The organism is Brucella sp. (assembly GCF_032066345.1).
In the GTDB taxonomy this organism is placed as follows: domain Bacteria; phylum Pseudomonadota; class Alphaproteobacteria; order Rhizobiales; family Rhizobiaceae; genus Brucella; species Brucella pseudogrignonensis.
On sequence record NZ_DAMBKZ010000005.1, the window covers coordinates 1 to 17,143 of the forward strand.

Consider the following 17,143-nt stretch of genomic DNA (forward strand, 5'->3'; position numbering starts at 1 on the left):
TCGCGACGTGCAGCGAATTCTTCCGGCTCGAAGTGAAGGGCCATGCGGTTCTCCTTAATCTTCTACAATGGCGATGGCAGCAATCTGGCGACCGTAATCCGGCTCACCGCGATGCGTCGTGCGCCGATAGGAATAAAACTGGTCTTCATCGGCATAGGTGCACTGACGCAGTGCTTCCGCCCTGACACCTGCGCTGGTCAGACGGTCTGTGATGAAGGTCCAGAGATCGAAAAGCTTGTGACCTTCTTTGTCCGAAGGCTCAAAATATTTCGTGTAGGATGCGTCTTTGCCGGTGAATTCGGAGTAAAATTCCGGACCGACTTCATAATTTTCGGGGCCAATCGTTGGGCCAAGAACGGCAACAATGTTCTCGCGTCTGGCACCCAGCTTGATCATCGCTTCAACGGTGTTTTCAAGTACGCCTGTAAAGGCACCACGCCAGCCTGCATGGGCCGAACCGATGACACCTGCTTCATGATCGGCAAACAGCACCGGGCCACAATCAGCCGATAGCGCGCCAATCGCAATGCCCGGAACATTCGTCACCATTGCGTCGGCCTTTGGACGTGGTGAGCTCAACGGTTCTGTGACGTAAACCACGTCGGGCGAATGAACCTGATGCACAGTCATCAGATGGTCGGACGCAATACCAAGTGTTTCGGCAACGCGGCGGCGATTCTCGGTCACGAGTTCTGGCACATCATTTGAGCCGCTGCCAACGTTGAGGCCAGCGTAAATGCCATCTGAAACGCCACCTTTGCGGGTGAAAAAGCCATGCGCAATACGCTTGCCGTTTGATCCGGCAGGGCCGTTCAGTAAGGGGGAGCGAAGCGGTTGCGGCTTATCGATCATTAGCTTTCTCTTTTCAAACGGCTGGATGGTGGGGGAGCAAGATTGGCTTGTCAATTGAAGCTTTTTGACGATGCAATTTATTGGGATGTATCAAGGGGGAAGATTTTTGTTTGTTGGTCAGCGATTGCCAGCACTTTGAAAAGTGTTCCCATCTGGTCCGGTGCCGCCAATCGTTCTACGTCTTCGCGAATTTTATTTTGGAAAGTTTCGTCACGCCCGGCACCTAAGCGACCGGCACGGTCGATGAGGCCCATAGCGAGCAGAAAGTCACCTTGCGTCATGGTTGCGGTCAGGCAGCCGCAATTGCGCGCGGTTTTTTCCAGCATGTCGAAATCGACGTGGCTGGTAAGGTCTGCTTCTCCCGGGTGGGCGAAGATGTCATCATAGGCATGTTTCAGCATGGCTTGCAGCGTATCGCCAAAGCCTGATTGCAGATGGCCATAATCGATGGAGAGTGCTGCACCTCGCATTGCGGCAATGCGCTGCGCAATTTCCTGCATCAAAGCGGTGCGAGCAGGGGCAGCTTCAAAGATCGTGCCGTCGGGCACTGTCTGATGGCCTGCGGGCAGCAGGGCTGCATCTATACCGCCTGCGCCGCTTCCAAACTGGAGCTCGTCTTGTTCGTTGAGTGCGATCAGCCGTTCGACAAAGCGGCCATCGGCTTTCACGAACTGCCGGATCGGGATCGCGTCGAACAATTCGTTGGAAACGAGGATCAGCGGGCCATCAGGGATATCTGCAAAGTGTTCAAACCAGTCGATGGAATATCCGGCGTTTGAAAGCTTCTCCTTCTGCTTTTCAATGAGGCGCGGACTAGTCTCGACCATGGCGACACGAATTGAAGCGGCTATTTGCGGTGCGAGCTTGGCGAGCGTGCGCAGAATGTCACTCATCAATGTGCCGCGGCCGGGACCGATTTCACAGAGCACAGCTTCATCAGGGTGTCCGAGAGCGTCCCACACACCGACACACCAGATGCCGATGAGTTCGCCGAACATCTGGCTCACTTCAGGGGCGGTGATGAAATCGCCGTCGCGCCCGAAGGGCTCGCGTGTGGTGTAGTAACCCTGTTCCCGATCACCAAGGCAGGCGGCCATGTAGTCGGCGACGCTGATCGGCCCTGTGGTGCCGACCAGTCGTTTCAGCCGGTCTTTCAGTGTTGCCTCAGGCATTCTTCGCTGCTGCCCGATTGGCACGCCACATTGCCCAAAGGCCGATGAGAACCATTGGAAGGGAAAGGATCATACCCATGGTCAGCCAGCCACCGAAGAGATAGCCAAGCTGGGCATCCGGTTCGCGGAAGAACTCGACGATAATGCGGCTGAGACCATAACCAAGGACGAATGTTCCAGCGATAAAGCCGGGGGCTTTCAGCTTTTTTCCAACCCATACGAGCAGAAGAAGAACGAAGAACAGCACAAAGCCTTCGAGGAATGCTTCATAGAGCTGGCTTGGGTGACGCGGTTCTGGTCCGCCATTTGGAAAATAGAAAGCCCATGGCACATCACTGACACGGCCCCAGAGCTCGGAATTGATAAAGTTTGCCACGCGCACGACGCCAAGTCCGACGGGGACGCCTGCTGCAATCACATCGAACATGCTCCAGACCTTGATGCCGCGCGAGCGCGCGAACCAGATCATCGCAATCGTTGTGCCTAAGATTCCGCCATGGAACGACATGCCGCCATCCCATACCGCAGGAATGGCCAGCGGATTGGAGAGATAATAGGAGAAGTTATAGAACAGCACATAACCGATACGTCCCCCGAGCACGACGCCAAGCGCTGCCCAGATGACGAAATCATCAAGCGCTTCGGGCTGCATTGGTGGCTGATTATTGCCCCACAGACGATGATTGCGCAGCAGCTTCTTGCCGTACCACCATGCGAACATGATGCCGACGACATAGCCTAGTCCATACCAATGAACGGCAAGGGGGCCAACCGAGAAGATCACCGGATCGATGTTTGGAAAAGCCAGAGCCGAAACCGGCAGCAACGTCTCTATCATTCAATTACTCCATTTTCCGGCGGAAGATGCGCGACGATATCTGAGTGGTCAAGTCATCACGTTTATACAGCTTCACTTGCATCAGAACCGAGACGGCCCTATTTCAAAATCAGGTTTTCAACAAGACCGTATCGAAGATAGGAAAGAATGCCATGACCAGCGGATCAAACCGGGTTCTCGATGAACTCGCCAAGCTTGTGACTGATGCGGCAGGCGCTGCGCAAGGCGTACGCCGCGAAGTAGAGACAGCATTGCGCTCGCAGAGCGAACGCGTGCTCAATACGCTCGATGTCGTGCAGCGTGAAGACTTCGAAGCGGTGCGTGAAATGGCAATCAAGGCGCGTGCTGAAAACGCTGCTCTGCTTGTTAAAATTGAAGCATTGGAAGCCCGTCTTGCCAAATTCGAAGTTGATTCGACTGCCAAAACGGCAAAAACCTCTGCTTCGGCTGCTAAATCCAAAGATAATTCATAATTTTTTATTAACAGGCTGTAAGTGCCAAAAACCCTTGTCTTAGAGTCGCTTAAGGCAGGGGTTGCGGTCCGCTCAAATCATATTTCCACATGCTTTAATGCCTCTTTTTATAAAAGGGGCTGGCGTTCAGATTCAGCATCAATAGACTGAAAACACTACATGATTCGTAATGTGGTCATGTAGGCAGCGGCGAGAGGCTGTAGTTTTAGTTTTCGCGTCTTCCAGGCTGCTTTCCAGTATCAGTTGCGTATGTGCGTGTGCCATTGAGGCGTTGCATGCTGTCTAAGCATGTCAGTTCCTCAACCGATCAATTCGTGCCTGTTTTTCTGCACTTATTCTTGTGCAGGGCCGGGTACGGGCGAGCAGTAACTTGCGCGCCGGGAATTTGGAGGTGTCTTTCGAGGCGCTTCCCAGAACAGGAAACGGACATGAGCCTTCTTGAGCTTGAATTTGCACGCGAAGCACATCCAGTGGATGTGATCGAGCATGTTGCGAATTCAAACGACTGGACGTTCGAGCGGACTGGCGACGACGAAATTGCAATTTCGGTAGCAGGTAACTGGACTGACTACCATATCTCGTTCTCCTGGATGGAGGACTTTGAAGCTCTGCATCTGGCCTGTGCCTTTGACATCAAGGTTGCTGAACCTCGGGTCAATGAAGTGATGCGGTTGCTGTCGCTCATTAACGAAAAGCTTTTGATGGGCCACTTCGATCTCTGGCAGCAGGAAGGCGCGATCATGTATCGTCAGTCGCTTCTGCTTGCTGGTGGTGCGGAGCCGACCAGCCGTCAGGTTGAAGTGTTGCTTTCGGCAGCGCTTGAAGCTTGCGAAAACTACTTCCAGGCGTTTCAGTTTGTCGTTTGGTCCGGTGTCAGTGCGCGTGAAGCGCTGGAAAGCGTGCTGTTCGAAACGGTCGGACGCGCATAATCAATTCAAATCCCGGCAGGGTTCGCCGGGATTTTACTTTCGGGGGGGATAAAATGAGCGGAACTGAAACGATCAACTGGGCTGATTTCGAGAAGGTCGATATTCGCACAGGAACCATCGTTGAGGCCGTGCCATTCCCGGAAGCACGCAAGCCAGCTTTTAAGCTGAAGATCGATTTTGGCGACAAGATCGGTATTAAGAAGTCGTCTGCACAAATCACCAAGCATTATCAGCCGGAGGATCTGGTTGGTCGGCAGATCATGGCTGTGGTCAATTTTCCACCACGGCAGATCGGACCTTTCATGTCCGAAGTGCTGACACTTGGTTTTCCTGACGAAAATGGCGATGTTGTTCTCGCCGCAATCGATAAAAAAGTCCAAGACGGCGTTAAGCTGTTCTGATCTTCTATCTGTGATTTGTGCATATCGCATGTTCTGTGCGATTGATCGCGCAAGCAACGGATAGGAATGGAACAGATGCAGGGAACGATCGTCGTCGCCATCGGTGGAGCACTTGGCAGTGTTTTGCGCTACTGGTTTGCCATCTGGCTGGCACCGGTGAGCAAAGATTTGCCGTGGGGTACGATCGTCGTCAACATCATCGGTTCATTTGCTATCGCCTTTTTTGGCGCCATGACGATGGCATCAAGCCGTTTCGAAGTACCCGAAATATGGCGTATTGCCTTTATGGTCGGTATTTGTGGTGGCTTCACCACCTTTTCCTCATTCAGTGTGCAGACGTTCGAGTTGCTGCGGCTTGGGATGCCGGGCCGCGCTCTTATGAATGTCGGCATTTCGCTCTTCGCCTGCCTGGCTGCAACGGCGCTCGGTTATGTTGTGGGGCAGGCGATCAGCAAGGTTTAGAGTGTGTGGCACTGTTTAGTGCAATCACTTAGAGCATTTCCGGGTTTTATTGAAACATTGGAAATGCTCTACCTCTTTGTTTTTATAGCATTATCCCATGAAAAACCGCTTCGCACTTTTCGGGATGCGCTCTAAGCCGGAATTCGGATAATCGCCCTCAACCCGCCAGTTGGTGCATCTTCCAGATCGATGTCGCCGCCGTGGCTTCGTGCAATATCACGCGCGATAGCAAGGCCAAGGCCACCTGTGCCGCCTGAATCCTGCGTACGTGCTTCATCAAGGCGTACAAAGGGCTTGAATACGTCTTCTCGGCGATCTTCCGGAATGCCTGGACCGTCGTCGTCCACGACGATCTTCAGCCAGCCTTCATCATGTGTGATTGCCAACTCGACATTCTGCGCATGGCGGAAAGCGTTCGATACAAGATTGCTGACAAGGCGCGAGAAGGCATTGGGGCGCACATTCACTTCGCTGTCGCCTTCGATCGAATACTTGAACCCGCGCTCCCGCAACCGTGCTTCATTGGCCAGCTTGTCGCAAAGCAGGCGCACATCATAGGTCGCTGCTTCTTCCGATCCTTCACCGCGCGCAAAGGCCAGATAGCCTTCAAGCATGGTCTGCATGTCGGCGATGTCCTGATTGAGCGGCTCCGTGTCGATAGAGTGACCAGCCAGCGCCAGCTGGAGTTTGAAGCGGGTGAGGATCGTGCGCAGATCGTGGCTGACGCCTGAGAGCATTGCCGTGCGCTGTTCAATCTGACGTTCGATACGCGAGCGCATCTGAATGAAGGCAATGCCTGCGCGGCGAACTTCTTCCGCGCCATGCGGACGGAAGCCTTCCGGCATTGGGCGGCCCTTACCGAAGCTTTCAGCGGCCTGTGAAAGCTGCTGGATCGGCTTGATCTGGTTGCGCAGGAAGGCGATGGCGATGATCAGCAACACAAGCGCCGTGCCAATCATCCATGTCAGGAAGATGCCGGTATTGGATGCATAAGCCTGACTGCGGCGTGCAAAGACGCGCAGCACTTTATCATCGAGCTTGATGCGGATCTCAATGAGATCAGAATCGCCAACCGTATCGACCCAGAAGGGGCGGTTGATCTGGCGTGTGATTTCTTCACTCAGGAAGTAATCGAGAATAGCGAAGAATGGTTTCGGCCCCGGCGGTGGCAGCGGGTCAGGAGGCAGGATCGAAATGTTGAGCCCGAGGCGCTGCTGCGAAATGCGGATCAGATTGTCGTATCCGGGTTCCTGCGGATAGGTTTCCAGAATGTCGATAATCGCAGAAATATCGCGGACAACGGCTGTCGAAAGCCGCTCAGTCACCATCTGCCAATGTCTTTCCATGAAGACATAGGCGATCACTGACTGAAGCAGAACCATCGGTGCAATGATGATGATGAGCGAGCGCGCATAAAGCCCTTTAGGCATTCTGCGCGCAAACCAGCGTGTTATCGATTTCCAGGGTGACTTCATCGTCTCAGATAACTCCAGACGGTTCTGCTAGTTGCATGGCTTTTGTCACGCTCTGAAATTTGCGAGGCTCCGCTTTCTCTCTTCGAATTACTATTCGATGCTCAGCTTGTAGCCAATGCCGCGAACTGTTTGCAGCCAGACCGGGTTGGCCGGGTCCTGTTCGATCTTACGGCGCAGACGGTTGATCTGCACATCAATCGTGCGCTCGCCGACATCGCCATCCTGACCAGTCAGTTCATGACGTGGAATGGTTTCGCCAGCACGCTCGGCGAAAATCGCCATGATGTCCTGCTCACGATCCGTAAGCTTGATCGTTTCCGTGCCTTTCTTCAGTTCGCGACGTGGAATGAAGAAAGTGTAAGGGCCGAAAACGATCTGCTCGATCTTCGGCTGGGCCGGTGTGGCGCCACGACGAAGAATATTGTTGATACGCAGGATCAGCTCACGCGGATCGAAAGGTTTTGGCAAATAGTCATCTGCACCGGCCGACAGGCCGTCAATGCGGCTGTCTGTTTCCGACAGAGCTGTCAGCATGAGGATCGGCACGCTCTTCTGCTCGCGCAGCGAGCGGGTCAGCGAAACGCCTGTTTCTCCTGGCATCATGACGTCGAGGATCAGAAGATCAAAGTCGATGCCTTCAAGCTTGCGGCGCGCTTCTGCAGCGCTGCCTGCCATGGTGACGCGGAAGCCGCTCGTCGTCAGATATTGTGAAAGAAGGCTACGGATTCGCGTGTCGTCATCGACAACAAGAAGATGTGGCGCGTCATCCGATAGGTTCGATTCTTCTACAGCCATGGCGTCGTTTGATCCCATCCTGTGCCAAATTACCGTGCAAAGGGTGCCGCACGGCATTGGGCTTTTACTTCACGTATATGGAGGAAAACCATTTCATGATCTTCCATAACATACCGCATCTTAGCCACTGCAAGACGGCGCGTCTATGCGGGGCTTATATTGTTGCGCGTTCTCCCCCCAGCCTTCTCAGGTTGGGGTTAAGATGCTTCCACAGCCGTTTCGGTTGCTGCAAAATCATCGATCTGGGCGCGGCGCTCAGGATTGACCATATTATAAAGAAAACGTTCAATAACTTCGCGTTCTGCCGCTCCGGATTCTTCCAATGCCCGTGCGATGCGGCGCGACTGTGGCAGAGCAAGCGCGAGTGTAAGTTGTCGCCCGCTTTTCGTGGGATAAAGTTTGCGATGGCGGCGGTCGTGAAGTCCGGTAGCCTGAACAACATGACCTGTGTCGATCAATTGTTTGAGAACACGCGACAGGCTTTGCTTGGTGATACGAAGAACATCAAGTAGCTCTGCTACTGTCATGCCGGGCTTACGGTTGATAAAATACAGCACACGGTGATGCGCGCGGCCAAACCCAATCTTTTCAAGGATCAGATCCGGGTCGGCGGTGAAATCGCGATAGGAAAAGAACAGCAACTCAATGACGTTGAGGTCATCTGCCTCCAGAGAGGTTAGAGGGTTGCTTATGTAGTTCATATCATTCGTCGAGTTCACATCGAAGCTCCATCCTGTTGCGATAAATATGTCAGCATTGTTGACATAACTCAATCGCCAAGATAATTTTTGGGAAGTGCAGACCGGTTTTTTTGGAATAAAGTTTGCGCTGCTGCATGTTGGAGGAGAGATAATTACGCGGTTAGCTGTGTCATACTGTCCCTTAAGGACGGTAATGACCAATAGCGAGCGTTATTTTCCGTAATTGGCGGAAATATCTTTGTTTTACATGCATTCTTTGTCTGATCTCAGCATAATTGTTTGAGCTGACCTCAGCGTGTTTGATTGTAAAATGCCAGTCTTGGCAAAGAAAAACGTCTCTATCTTACCAGTTATATCGATTTAAATGGTGAGAAAAGACTAGGGAAAGGCCCATCAGGGCAAAACGGGCGGGCGGAAAAACCGTAGCCCAACTTTGAGGAAGCTAAAATGGCTGCGATTCCATTCGATCAACGGGAAGGGTTTATCTGGCAGGACGGCGAGTTCGTCGCCTGGAAGGATGCAAAGGTTCATGTGCTGACCCATGGTCTGCACTATGCGAGTGCAGTGTTTGAAGGCGAACGCGCTTATGGCGGCGAAATCTTCAAGCTGACGGAGCATACCGAGCGTCTGCATGAATCGGCGCGAATTCTTGGTTTCGAGATTCCCTACAGCGTGGATGAAATCAACGATGCCTGCCGCGAACTGCTGAAAAAGCAGGGCTTTGAAGATGCCTATGTGCGTCCGATTGCATGGCGCGGCTCGGAGTCGCTCGGTGTTTCCGCACAGAACAATCGCATTCATCTGGCAATCGCGATCTGGCAGTGGCCAAGCTATTTCTCGCCAGAAGAGAAAATGAAGGGTATTCGCCTCGATATTGCTGAATATTGCCGCCCAGACCCGCGCACTGCACCTTCGCGCTCGAAGGCTGCCGGTCTTTATATGATCTGCACCATTTCCAAGCACGCGGCAGAAGCCAAGGGTTATGCCGACGCGTTGATGCTGGATTGGCGTGGTCAGGTTGCTGAAGCCACGGGTGCCAATGTCTTCTTCGTGAAGGACGGTGCTTTGCATACGCCAAAGCCTGATTGCTTCCTCGACGGCATTACGCGCCGCACGATCATTGATCTCGCCAAGCGCCGTGGTCTGGAAGTTATCGAGCGCGTTATCATGCCAGAAGAAATGGAAACATTCAGCGAATGCTTCCTGTGCGGCACGGCTGCCGAAGTGACGCCGGTTTCTGAAATCGGCAAGTACCATTTCAAGCCAGGCGAGATTACGAATTTGCTGATGAACGACTATACAGCCGAAGTTCAGCCCAAGCGAATAGCTGCTGAGTAATAAGGTTTTAAACAGAAAAAAGCGGCTTTTAAGCCGCTTTTTTACTATGTGAATGCTTATTGTTTGACATTGGGAAGTTTCGGTTCAAGATTTTCCAAGTCGGATTCGCGTTATTCCGGCTTTTAACTCAGATGGGGTGACGATTATGGAATCTCTACTGCCTATCATTCTCCAGCTTGTTTCAGGTGCTGTCGGCGGCAACATTGCTGGTGCTGTCAAGAATCTGAGCCTCGGTACCGCAGGAAACACTGTTGCCGGTGGCATTGGTGGCGTTATTCTTGGTCAGCTTCTGCCTTTACTGTCCGGTGGCGGGTTGGACTCTGTTCTTAATGGTGTCGTTGGCCAGCTGGCCGGTGGTGGTGTGGGCGGTATCGTCCTCACGGCAATTATCGGACTGATCAAGAACTCGCTGGCAAGCAAAGCCTGAGTGTAAGCAAATAGCGCGGTTGTGGGGACAACAACCGATTTTGAGTGCATCCTGCAGAATAACTGTTTTCCGGCAAGATGTGCTTCAGACCTTCGTGAGAGAGGGGAAAACGGGCGGCTTGAGGCCGCCCGTTTTGTTTGAGGGGCTTTGCAAGCATGTCATGCCGCATTATGTGATGGGGGACGGCAATATATGCAGCCTTTTCAATCATGCTGACCAAATGGAGTATTTCATGGGGCAACTTCAGGCCATAATCGTTCCGGTGACGCCATTTCAGCAGAACTGCACAATCCTTTTTGATGCGGAAACGAAAAAGGGAGTGGTGATTGATCCGGGTGGCGACCTTGAGCGCATCAAGGAAGCAATCGCTTCTCAGAATGTCGAAGTTGAAGCGATCTGGATCACACATGGTCATATCGATCATGCTGGCGCGGCATCTGAGCTTAGAGACGCTTTGGGCGTTGATGTTATCGGCCCGCACAAGGATGATGAGTTTCTGCTCAACAGTCTGGTCACGACTGGCCTGAAATACGGTTTAACCGAAGGTGTACGAAATATAACGCCCGATCGCTGGCTCGAAGAAGGTGACACAGTCACCGTTGCTGGCCATGTGTTTGACGTTTTCCATTGCCCGGGTCACGCACCGGGTCATGTGGTTTTTTATAACCCTGAAGCGCGTTTTGCGATTGTTGGTGATGTTCTGTTTAACGGGTCTGTGGGTCGAACAGATCTGCCAGGCGGAGACCATGACGCGTTGATCCGTTCGATCAAAGAAAAGCTTTTACCGCTGGGCGACGATGTCGGCTTTCTCTGCGGACATGGTACAGGAAGTCGTTTCGGTGAAGAGCGCCGCAACAATCCGTTTCTGAACAATATCGGATATGCATGATATCCGGACAAGAATACAAGAAAGCCGCCCTTTTATAACAAGGCGGCTCAAGATGCTGACGCATCAAGCTTTGAAAAAACAATCGCCACTTGGCTAAATCAAAACTCCATGAGTAGGACTCATGGAGTTTTTGTATTAAGCGGCTTTTTTAGTCTGGTACGGGATTAGTTTGCTGAGCAGAAATGATCCCGACCGTCGTAACCACGATAGGTTCCGGTATTTGCATTGAATGAACGATAGCGGTCCGAGCAATACTGATACCAGCCACGGCTCCATGGTTCATACCCAACGCGATACTGCACGCTGCGTGCTGGCGGCGCTGGATAATAGGCTGGAGGCGGTGGTGGCGGCGCATAAACCGGAGCTGGCTGCACATACGTTGGCTGTGGCTGGCTCAGAGCGCTGCCGAGCAATGCGCCTGCTGCGAGGCCAATTACACCAGCTGCAACAGCATCACCCGTGCGGTCACGATGACGATGGTATGGGCGATCCCATCCACCACGATTCCAGTCGCCGCGATCCCAGCCGCGACGGCCCCAGGAGTCTGCCGAAGCCGCTGCCAGCGGTGCTGAGACTGCTGCTATCGAGGCAACTGCCAGAATAGCTGTTTTAAGTAGTTTGTTCATTGTCCGCTCCTTCAGAAGCACAACTGCAATTTCGGCGATGCTGCGGGCCGGTCGGCACATCGCATCAATCATGAATATCAAGTTAATATTCTCGACATGAATGGAGGCTGAACAATGGTGAAGGCGCGGCGAAATCTGCTGATGAGCGGTAAATTAAATACCGTGCTGGTAATATTTCGCGCGTTTTAAGCTAGGGGTTTTTAGAGCGCATATTGGGCCAATGATCGGCCAATAAAAAACCCCGGCGTTGGCCGGGGTATAGATCTTTTGGGTAAACGATTACTCAGTAACGGTAATGTTTACAGCCTTAGGGCCTTTGCCACGACGATCCGGTTCCGTCTCGTAGGAAACCTTCTGATTGTCAGCAAGTCCGGCCAAACCCGACGCCTGAACAGCGGAGATGTGCACGAAAATGTCTGCGCCGCCATCATCTGGCTTGATGAATCCGAAACCTTTTTCGGAGTTGAAGAATTTGACCTGTCCGGTCTGTGCCATGGGATCCGTTCCTTTTCCTTGGCGCCACTGCTTTTTTAGAAAACAGTGGAATTACAACTTCTGCCGAACGCACCACACACCCGGCAGAGGGTCATGCAGGCAGTTTTCGACATTGGAAAGGAACCGATCATTGCCAGAGATTACTCCCCGACCCGGAACTTCTAGCGGTTCCGGCGCGCCGTTCTTCCAGTCTTCCGTTTGTACTCAAATTGCCCGGACGAACGAAGACTGATCTATGCGGCGTAGTTTGGCAAGCAAATTCTTCACAGAATATGTGATTGGTTATCTTTGAAACGGTATCGTTACGAATTTGTACAAAAATTACGAGAATAACGACGGTTTAATACCAAAATAGAACATTCTGGTCGCAATATATCGTATCATACTATGGTATAGCATTCGAATATGCTTAGCGATTACGCAAAACTATGCAGGCTCCACCAACTGCGCGAAGTTTACTGCAAATGTTATCAGCCTCGGAACGGCTATCTGCACCGATACGGACCGCATAGATTCCACGTCGCGCCATCGGTGTGCGAACGCGACTGATGACAGGGTTATGCCCGGCGAGTACTGACGAGAATTGTTTACGCAACCTGCTCCATTGATTAACGGCAACGCTGCGTCGGAAATTACCGGCAACTTGAATACCCCATGGCTTCGGCTTGATCTGCGACATGGGAATCGTTGCTGTTCTAACGATGGGCAGACGCTTGCAGGCTTCCGTAAAGGTGAGTTTTGCATCAAGCGGACGATTGGTAATTTCATTGCCCGACGCAAAGTTATCTGCAGGAGCGCCAGTCAGATCCAGCACGTAATCTTCGGTTTCCAATGGAAGAAAGCCGCCTGAGCGCATCCAGTTGGAGACGCGTGTCGGCCCGGCATTATAGGCTGCAGCTGCGAGCCCCCAATTGCCGAAAGCGCCTTTCAATTCACTGAGAAAACTGGCTGAAGCCGGGATGGCCTGTTCGATATCGAATGGGTCTGCCAAACCGCGTTCTTTGGCCGTATAGGGCATGAATTGTGCAATGCCCTGTGCGCCCACAGGGCTGACAGCGCGATGATCAAAACGGCTTTCCTTCCAGATCAGCCGTGCAAAGAAGTCTTTTGGAATGCCGCGATTTTCGGCGCTCGCTTCAATCAATTCGCAGATTCGTGCGACCGTGGGCTCTGCTTTCTTGGGGGGCATCGGTGGACCATAGATTTCGGCTTCCGATCCATTTTCAGCAAAGGCGGAATTGATAGCTTCTGGCCAGCAAAGAAGCTGGAAAACTGCGACAGTTGCTATAGCCAGATGCGAACGCTTCATGCAGCCTTTCCGCCATTCATCCCCGAAAGCTACCGACAGAGTAAAGGAAGTTTCTGACTTGTCGATATGACTTTCGCGGAGGGAACCGGAATATACGCGAATATATCCTTGTTCTTCCTCTTCGCTGTGCCATTTTAGCAGTTAACAGGAGAGGGAGAGAGCAATGCTTCTAAACAGAATCAGTCGTTTGAGCCTATTGGCAGGTGCCTTGTTTCTTGCAGGTTGCGTCGCTGAAGGTGGGCCTGATTATCGGCCACCAGTCAGGCCGGGCCCATCGCAGCCGCAAATGTGCCCGATGATTTACGCGCCGGTTTGCGGTGAGCGCGGGTCTTCGCGCAAGACGTTTGGTAACGCCTGCCAAGCGCGTGCCGATGGCTATCGGATCGTTGGCAACGGACAATGCACATCAAGGCCGGGACCTGGTTCGGGCTGGGGAGGAGAGCGGCCAGGACGCCCGCCGCATCAAGGCAACAGACCGGGTCGTCCGGGGCCGGGTGCTGGTGCCTGCACACGGGAATATATGCCAGTTTGCGCCCGCAGGGGTAATGACAGGCAGACATTCCCTAACCGCTGTGAAGCAGAACGCGCAGGCTATCGCATTACTGGCGGTGGTCAGTGCCGGTAAGATAACTGAACTAAAAGAGCGGCCTTCATGGGCCGCTTTTTTCAAGCCGCAGTTTGTGTTGACTGTTGCTTGCTAAAACGCTCGATATTGGTGTCACCCCAGTCTTTGAGTGCAAGAAGAATGGGCTCAATGCTGCGGCCAAGTGGGGAGAGGCTATATTCCACTTTGGGCGGAACCTGCGCATAGACCTTGCGCTCAATCAGGCCATCTTCTTCCAGCTCACGTAGCTGATTGGTGAGCATACGCTGCGTAACGCCCGGTATCTGCCGTCTCAATTCATTGAACCTCAGCGTTCCATCCAGAAGATGATATAGCACCACACTCTTCCATTTGCCGTCGATGAGGCTGATGGCAGCCTCGACTGCGCAGCCGGGACTGCAATCGAAGCGTGAGTGCTTTGGCTTGGTCATTTCAGTAACCTTTATATACTAAGTACAGATATCGTCACTATGGGCGATTTTTGTGCGTATTTTCATTTTGAGATAGTAGTCTAATATTTGATCCATAGCAAATGGAGCAAAGACTATGAAAGCTGTTGCCTATCAAACTGCCGGAAAGCTGGATCGTGCAGATTCGCTGGTTGATGTCGAACTGGATAAGCCTGTTGCGAAAGGCCGTGATCTGCTGGTGCAGGTCGAGGCGATATCGGTCAATCCCGTCGATTACAAAATCCGGAACCGTGCGTCGGCAGACGAAGGCACATGGAAAGTGCTGGGTTGGGATGCGGTTGGAACGGTGGTTGAAACCGGTGAGGCGGTCCAGAACTTCAAGACTGGCGACAAGGTCTGGTATGCCGGGTCACTTATCCGTCAGGGTGCAAACAGTGAATATCACCTCGTGGACGAGCGTATTGTTGGACAGGCGCCGGTATCGCTTGCCAAGAGTGAGGCTGCAGCTTTGCCGCTTACGTCGATTACTGCCTGGGAAATGCTCTTTGACAGGCTTGATGTGCGCAAGCCTGTGCCCGGTGCCGCAAACGCGGTGCTTATGGTTGGTGGGGCAGGCGGTGTGGGTTCTATCGCGATCCAGCTCGTTCGTGCATTAACCGATCTGACTGTAATTGCGACAGCATCGCGTCCTGAAACCCAGGAATGGGTCAAGCAGCTCGGCGCGCACCATGTCATCAATCACAGTAAGCCGTTGGCAGAGCAGGTCGAGGCTTTGGGGATTGGTGCGCCTGCCTTTGTGTTCTCGACCACGCAAACGCTGGATCATCTTAGCGAAATCGTTGAACTGATAGCACCACAGGGACGGTTCGGTCTGATTGACGATCCGGACAAGCTTGACATCATGCCATTCAAGCGCAAGTCGGTGTCAGTGCACTGGGAACTGATGTTCACACGGCCAATTTTTGAAACTGCCGACATGGGTGAGCAGGGCAAACTTCTGAATGAAGTTGCACGCCTGATCGATGCAGGCAAAATCAAAACGACGGTGACGGACGTGCTGTCCCCGATCAACGCCACAAATCTCAAGGCAGCTCATGCTGTGCTGGAAAGTGGTAAGGCCAAGGGTAAGATCGTGCTCGAAGGCTGGTAAGAAACAGCCTCCGAGCTTTGCGATATTACCGCCCCGGTCGGCCAGTCTTGCCGGGGCGACGCTTCTTGCGGGCGGTTTCAGCCGGGTCTTCATAAGAGCCGATGCCTGAACGTTCGCGGCGAAGAAGAGCTTCATCCGCACCTGCCGGTTTTTCCGTCCGTTTGACAGTCATTTCATCCAGCGTGTTCTTGCGGAACAGCGGTTTGGCCATGTCCGTGCCCGGTCCCATATTGTCGAGCGAAGGCTTGGCAAAAAGCGACTTCTTCGGCTCGTCATCGACCGTGCGGTGAACCTTGCGACCCGCATTGTGACGGCCCTTGGTACGGCCAGTTACAGGGCTTTCAAGTTCCACTTCACGCGCCATTGGATCGTCGGCAATTGCCAGCTCCATTTCGCGCAGGCGCTTGACCTCATCACGCAGACGCGCTGCCTTTTCGAAGTCGAGATCGGCGGCGGCATCGCGCATCTGTTTTTCAAGATGTTCAAGATGAGCAGCAAGATTGTTGCCCATCATCGAGCCTTCTTCGGCAAAGCCCGAAATATCGGCGCGGACGTGATCCTGCTCGTAAACCGAGTTCAGAATGTCCGAGATATTCTTCTTCACCGAGGCAGGCGTGATGCCATGCTCAAGATTGTAGGCTTCCTGCTTTTCGCGGCGGCGGCTGGTTTCATCCATCGCGCGCTGCATAGAACCAGTGATATTGTCGGCGTAAAGAATAACCTTGCCGTCAACGTTACGCGCAGCACGACCAATGGTCTGGACCAGAGACGTTTCCGAACGCAGGAAACCTTCCTTGTCGGCATCAAGAATGGCGACGAAGCCGCATTCCGGAATATCGAGACCTTCGCGCAGCAGGTTGATACCCACCAGCACGTCGAACGCGCCAAGGCGCAGATCGCGAATGATTTCGATACGTTCCAGCGTGTCGATGTCCGAGTGCATATAACGCACGCGAACGCCCTGTTCGTGGAGATACTCGGTTAGATCTTCTGCCATGCGCTTGGTAAGAACCGTGCAGAGCGTACGATAGCCCTTGCGCGCAGTTTCGCGGATTTCGCCCAACACATCATCGACCTGACTTTTCGCAGGACGCACTTCTACCGGCGGATCAATCAGGCCGGTCGGGCGGATAACCTGTTCGGCAAACACGCCGCCAGCTTCTTCCATTTCCCATTTGCCGGGCGTTGCCGAGACTGCAATGGTCTGCGGACGCATGGCGTCCCATTCCTCAAAGCGCAACGGCCGGTTATCCATGCAGGATGGCAGGCGGAAGCCATATTCGGCCAGCGTTGCTTTGCGTCTAAAGTCGCCGCGATACATGCCGCCAATCTGTGGAACAGTGACGTGGCTTTCATCGAGGAAGACCAGAGCATTGTCCGGGATGTACTCGAATAGGGTCGGAGGTGGTTCGCCCGGCTGGCGGCCTGTCAGATAGCGCGAATAGTTTTCGATGCCGTTGCAGACGCCGGTTGCCTCTAACATTTCAAGGTCGAAATTCGTGCGCTGTTCAAGGCGCTGCGCTTCGAGCAGACGACCTGCGCGGGTGAGTTCCGCAAGACGATGCTGCAGCTCTTCCTGAATGGACTTGATAGCCTGATTAAGCGTTGGGCGCGGAGTCACATAGTGCGAATTCGCATAGATCTTGACCGATTGAAGATCGCCGGTCTTTTGGGCAGTCAGCGGGTCAAACTCAGCGATGGTTTCAATCTCGTCGCCAAACAGCGAGATGCGCCATGCGCGGTCTTCCAAGTGGGCTGGGAAGATTTCAATCGTATCGCCACGCACACGGAATGAGC

20 protein-coding genes are annotated in these 17,143 nt (G+C 53.1%); 9 read left to right on the top strand and 11 right to left on the bottom strand.

The genetic code is table 11. From position 1 onward, the window contains the following. Nucleotides 1-54: 54 nt before the first annotated feature. From pgeF to lgt, 3 genes are all read right to left on the bottom strand, one after another. A complete protein-coding gene (pgeF, locus tag RT142_RS07945; RefSeq protein ID WP_313028252.1) occupies nucleotides 55-852 on the bottom strand; it encodes a peptidoglycan editing factor PgeF in 798 nt (265 codons plus the stop codon). A 77-nt stretch (nucleotides 853-929) separates the two neighbouring features. Beyond that, the gene (locus tag RT142_RS07950) at nucleotides 930-2,024 is read right to left on the bottom strand and encodes a class I SAM-dependent methyltransferase (protein WP_313028253.1); all 1,095 of its coding nucleotides are present in this window, start codon (nucleotides 2,022-2,024) and stop codon (nucleotides 930-932) included. Beyond that, a complete protein-coding gene (gene lgt, locus RT142_RS07955) occupies nucleotides 2,017-2,862 on the bottom strand; it encodes a prolipoprotein diacylglyceryl transferase (protein ID WP_079212126.1) in 846 nt (281 codons plus the stop codon). Before lgt ends, RT142_RS07950 begins: the two co-directional genes overlap by 8 nt. 152 nt (nucleotides 2,863-3,014) lie before the next feature. Between lgt and RT142_RS07960 the strand changes: the two genes are divergently transcribed. From RT142_RS07960 to crcB, 4 genes are all read left to right on the top strand, one after another. Next, nucleotides 3,015-3,335, top strand: a complete 321-nt coding sequence (locus RT142_RS07960) for an accessory factor UbiK family protein (RefSeq protein ID WP_007875982.1) — start codon at nucleotides 3,015-3,017, stop codon at nucleotides 3,333-3,335. A gap of 428 nt (nucleotides 3,336-3,763) precedes the next feature. Continuing rightward, the gene (locus RT142_RS07965) at nucleotides 3,764-4,264 is read left to right on the top strand and encodes a YbjN domain-containing protein (RefSeq protein ID WP_007875981.1); all 501 of its coding nucleotides are present in this window, start codon (nucleotides 3,764-3,766) and stop codon (nucleotides 4,262-4,264) included. Between the two features lie 53 nt (nucleotides 4,265-4,317). Beyond that, nucleotides 4,318-4,665 (top strand): tRNA-binding protein, encoded by a 348-nt coding sequence (locus tag RT142_RS07970; RefSeq protein WP_007875980.1) that lies wholly within the window; start codon nucleotides 4,318-4,320, stop codon nucleotides 4,663-4,665. A gap of 75 nt (nucleotides 4,666-4,740) precedes the next feature. After that, complete coding sequence (gene crcB / locus RT142_RS07975; protein WP_231195780.1) at nucleotides 4,741-5,127, top strand: fluoride efflux transporter CrcB; 387 nt, start codon at nucleotides 4,741-4,743, stop codon at nucleotides 5,125-5,127. 131 nt (nucleotides 5,128-5,258) lie between these two features. On the opposite strand, the gene RT142_RS07980 is transcribed toward crcB, so the two are convergent. The 3 genes from RT142_RS07980 to RT142_RS07990 all read right to left on the bottom strand — a co-directional run bounded on the left by RT142_RS07980 (nucleotide 5,259) and on the right by RT142_RS07990 (nucleotide 8,116). Then, nucleotides 5,259-6,602, bottom strand: coding sequence for an ATP-binding protein (locus RT142_RS07980; RefSeq protein WP_007875978.1), 1,344 nt, complete (start codon nucleotides 6,600-6,602; stop codon nucleotides 5,259-5,261). A 90-nt stretch (nucleotides 6,603-6,692) separates the two neighbouring features. Beyond that, nucleotides 6,693-7,415, bottom strand: coding sequence for a response regulator (locus RT142_RS07985; protein WP_064320866.1), 723 nt, complete (start codon nucleotides 7,413-7,415; stop codon nucleotides 6,693-6,695). Nucleotides 7,416-7,594: 179 nt separating this feature from the next. Beyond that, the gene (locus RT142_RS07990; protein ID WP_039859981.1) at nucleotides 7,595-8,116 is read right to left on the bottom strand and encodes a MarR family winged helix-turn-helix transcriptional regulator; all 522 of its coding nucleotides are present in this window, start codon (nucleotides 8,114-8,116) and stop codon (nucleotides 7,595-7,597) included. 429 nt (nucleotides 8,117-8,545) lie between these two features. Between RT142_RS07990 and RT142_RS07995 the strand changes: the two genes are divergently transcribed. The 3 genes from RT142_RS07995 to RT142_RS08005 all read left to right on the top strand — a co-directional run bounded on the left by RT142_RS07995 (nucleotide 8,546) and on the right by RT142_RS08005 (nucleotide 10,752). Further along, nucleotides 8,546-9,436 (top strand): branched-chain amino acid aminotransferase, encoded by an 891-nt coding sequence (locus tag RT142_RS07995; protein WP_007875975.1) that lies wholly within the window; start codon nucleotides 8,546-8,548, stop codon nucleotides 9,434-9,436. A gap of 145 nt (nucleotides 9,437-9,581) precedes the next feature. Beyond that, on the top strand, nucleotides 9,582-9,863 hold the full coding sequence (locus tag RT142_RS08000; protein ID WP_007875973.1) for a hypothetical protein: 282 nt from the start codon (nucleotides 9,582-9,584) through the stop codon (nucleotides 9,861-9,863). A 232-nt stretch (nucleotides 9,864-10,095) separates the two neighbouring features. Continuing rightward, the gene (locus RT142_RS08005; RefSeq protein WP_112805859.1) at nucleotides 10,096-10,752 is read left to right on the top strand and encodes an MBL fold metallo-hydrolase; all 657 of its coding nucleotides are present in this window, start codon (nucleotides 10,096-10,098) and stop codon (nucleotides 10,750-10,752) included. Between the two features lie 164 nt (nucleotides 10,753-10,916). Here RT142_RS08005 and RT142_RS08010 read toward each other — a convergent pair whose 3' ends face one another. From RT142_RS08010 to RT142_RS08020, 3 genes are all read right to left on the bottom strand, one after another. Beyond that, entirely contained in the window at nucleotides 10,917-11,378 is a 462-nt protein-coding gene (locus tag RT142_RS08010) for a BA14K family protein (RefSeq protein WP_039859991.1), read from the bottom strand. Nucleotides 11,379-11,657: 279 nt separating this feature from the next. Continuing rightward, entirely contained in the window at nucleotides 11,658-11,873 is a 216-nt protein-coding gene (locus RT142_RS08015) for a cold-shock protein (RefSeq protein ID WP_007875966.1), read from the bottom strand. Between the two features lie 409 nt (nucleotides 11,874-12,282). After that, entirely contained in the window at nucleotides 12,283-13,182 is a 900-nt protein-coding gene (locus RT142_RS08020) for a lytic transglycosylase domain-containing protein (protein WP_112812536.1), read from the bottom strand. A gap of 163 nt (nucleotides 13,183-13,345) precedes the next feature. Here RT142_RS08020 and RT142_RS08025 point away from each other — a divergent pair, with 163 nt between their 5' ends. Beyond that, on the top strand, nucleotides 13,346-13,807 hold the full coding sequence (locus RT142_RS08025) for a Kazal-type serine protease inhibitor family protein (RefSeq protein WP_084479808.1): 462 nt from the start codon (nucleotides 13,346-13,348) through the stop codon (nucleotides 13,805-13,807). Nucleotides 13,808-13,848: 41 nt separating this feature from the next. Here the strand turns inward: RT142_RS08025 and RT142_RS08030 are convergent, their stop codons facing one another. After that, nucleotides 13,849-14,217, bottom strand: coding sequence for a winged helix-turn-helix transcriptional regulator (locus tag RT142_RS08030; RefSeq protein ID WP_064320864.1), 369 nt, complete (start codon nucleotides 14,215-14,217; stop codon nucleotides 13,849-13,851). Nucleotides 14,218-14,332: 115 nt separating this feature from the next. Between RT142_RS08030 and RT142_RS08035 the strand changes: the two genes are divergently transcribed. After that, complete coding sequence (locus RT142_RS08035; protein ID WP_313028255.1) at nucleotides 14,333-15,346, top strand: zinc-binding alcohol dehydrogenase family protein; 1,014 nt, start codon at nucleotides 14,333-14,335, stop codon at nucleotides 15,344-15,346. Between the two features lie 25 nt (nucleotides 15,347-15,371). Here the strand turns inward: RT142_RS08035 and RT142_RS08040 are convergent. Beyond that, the coding region (locus RT142_RS08040; protein WP_313028256.1) for a helicase-related protein at nucleotides 15,372-17,143 on the bottom strand (1,772 nt) is incomplete at its 5' end.

Coding starts and splice junctions, on each gene's coding strand:
- pgeF (WP_313028252.1), bottom strand. CDS start 852: ATGATCGATAAGCCGCAACCGCTTCGCTCCCCCTTACTGAACGGCCCT.
- RT142_RS07950 (WP_313028253.1), bottom strand. CDS start 2,024: ATGCCTGAGGCAACACTGAAAGACCGGCTGAAACGACTGGTCGGCACC.
- lgt (WP_079212126.1), bottom strand. CDS start 2,862: ATGATAGAGACGTTGCTGCCGGTTTCGGCTCTGGCTTTTCCAAACATC.
- RT142_RS07960 (WP_007875982.1), top strand. CDS start 3,015: ATGACCAGCGGATCAAACCGGGTTCTCGATGAACTCGCCAAGCTTGTG.
- RT142_RS07965 (WP_007875981.1), top strand. CDS start 3,764: ATGAGCCTTCTTGAGCTTGAATTTGCACGCGAAGCACATCCAGTGGAT.
- RT142_RS07970 (WP_007875980.1), top strand. CDS start 4,318: ATGAGCGGAACTGAAACGATCAACTGGGCTGATTTCGAGAAGGTCGAT.
- crcB (WP_231195780.1), top strand. CDS start 4,741: ATGCAGGGAACGATCGTCGTCGCCATCGGTGGAGCACTTGGCAGTGTT.
- RT142_RS07980 (WP_007875978.1), bottom strand. CDS start 6,602: ATGAAGTCACCCTGGAAATCGATAACACGCTGGTTTGCGCGCAGAATG.
- RT142_RS07985 (WP_064320866.1), bottom strand. CDS start 7,415: ATGGGATCAAACGACGCCATGGCTGTAGAAGAATCGAACCTATCGGAT.
- RT142_RS07995 (WP_007875975.1), top strand. CDS start 8,546: ATGGCTGCGATTCCATTCGATCAACGGGAAGGGTTTATCTGGCAGGAC.
- RT142_RS08000 (WP_007875973.1), top strand. CDS start 9,582: ATGGAATCTCTACTGCCTATCATTCTCCAGCTTGTTTCAGGTGCTGTC.
- RT142_RS08005 (WP_112805859.1), top strand. CDS start 10,096: ATGGGGCAACTTCAGGCCATAATCGTTCCGGTGACGCCATTTCAGCAG.
- RT142_RS08010 (WP_039859991.1), bottom strand. CDS start 11,378: ATGAACAAACTACTTAAAACAGCTATTCTGGCAGTTGCCTCGATAGCA.
- RT142_RS08015 (WP_007875966.1), bottom strand. CDS start 11,873: ATGGCACAGACCGGACAGGTCAAATTCTTCAACTCCGAAAAAGGTTTC.
- RT142_RS08020 (WP_112812536.1), bottom strand. CDS start 13,182: ATGAAGCGTTCGCATCTGGCTATAGCAACTGTCGCAGTTTTCCAGCTT.
- RT142_RS08025 (WP_084479808.1), top strand. CDS start 13,346: ATGCTTCTAAACAGAATCAGTCGTTTGAGCCTATTGGCAGGTGCCTTG.
- RT142_RS08030 (WP_064320864.1), bottom strand. CDS start 14,217: ATGACCAAGCCAAAGCACTCACGCTTCGATTGCAGTCCCGGCTGCGCA.
- RT142_RS08035 (WP_313028255.1), top strand. CDS start 14,333: ATGAAAGCTGTTGCCTATCAAACTGCCGGAAAGCTGGATCGTGCAGAT.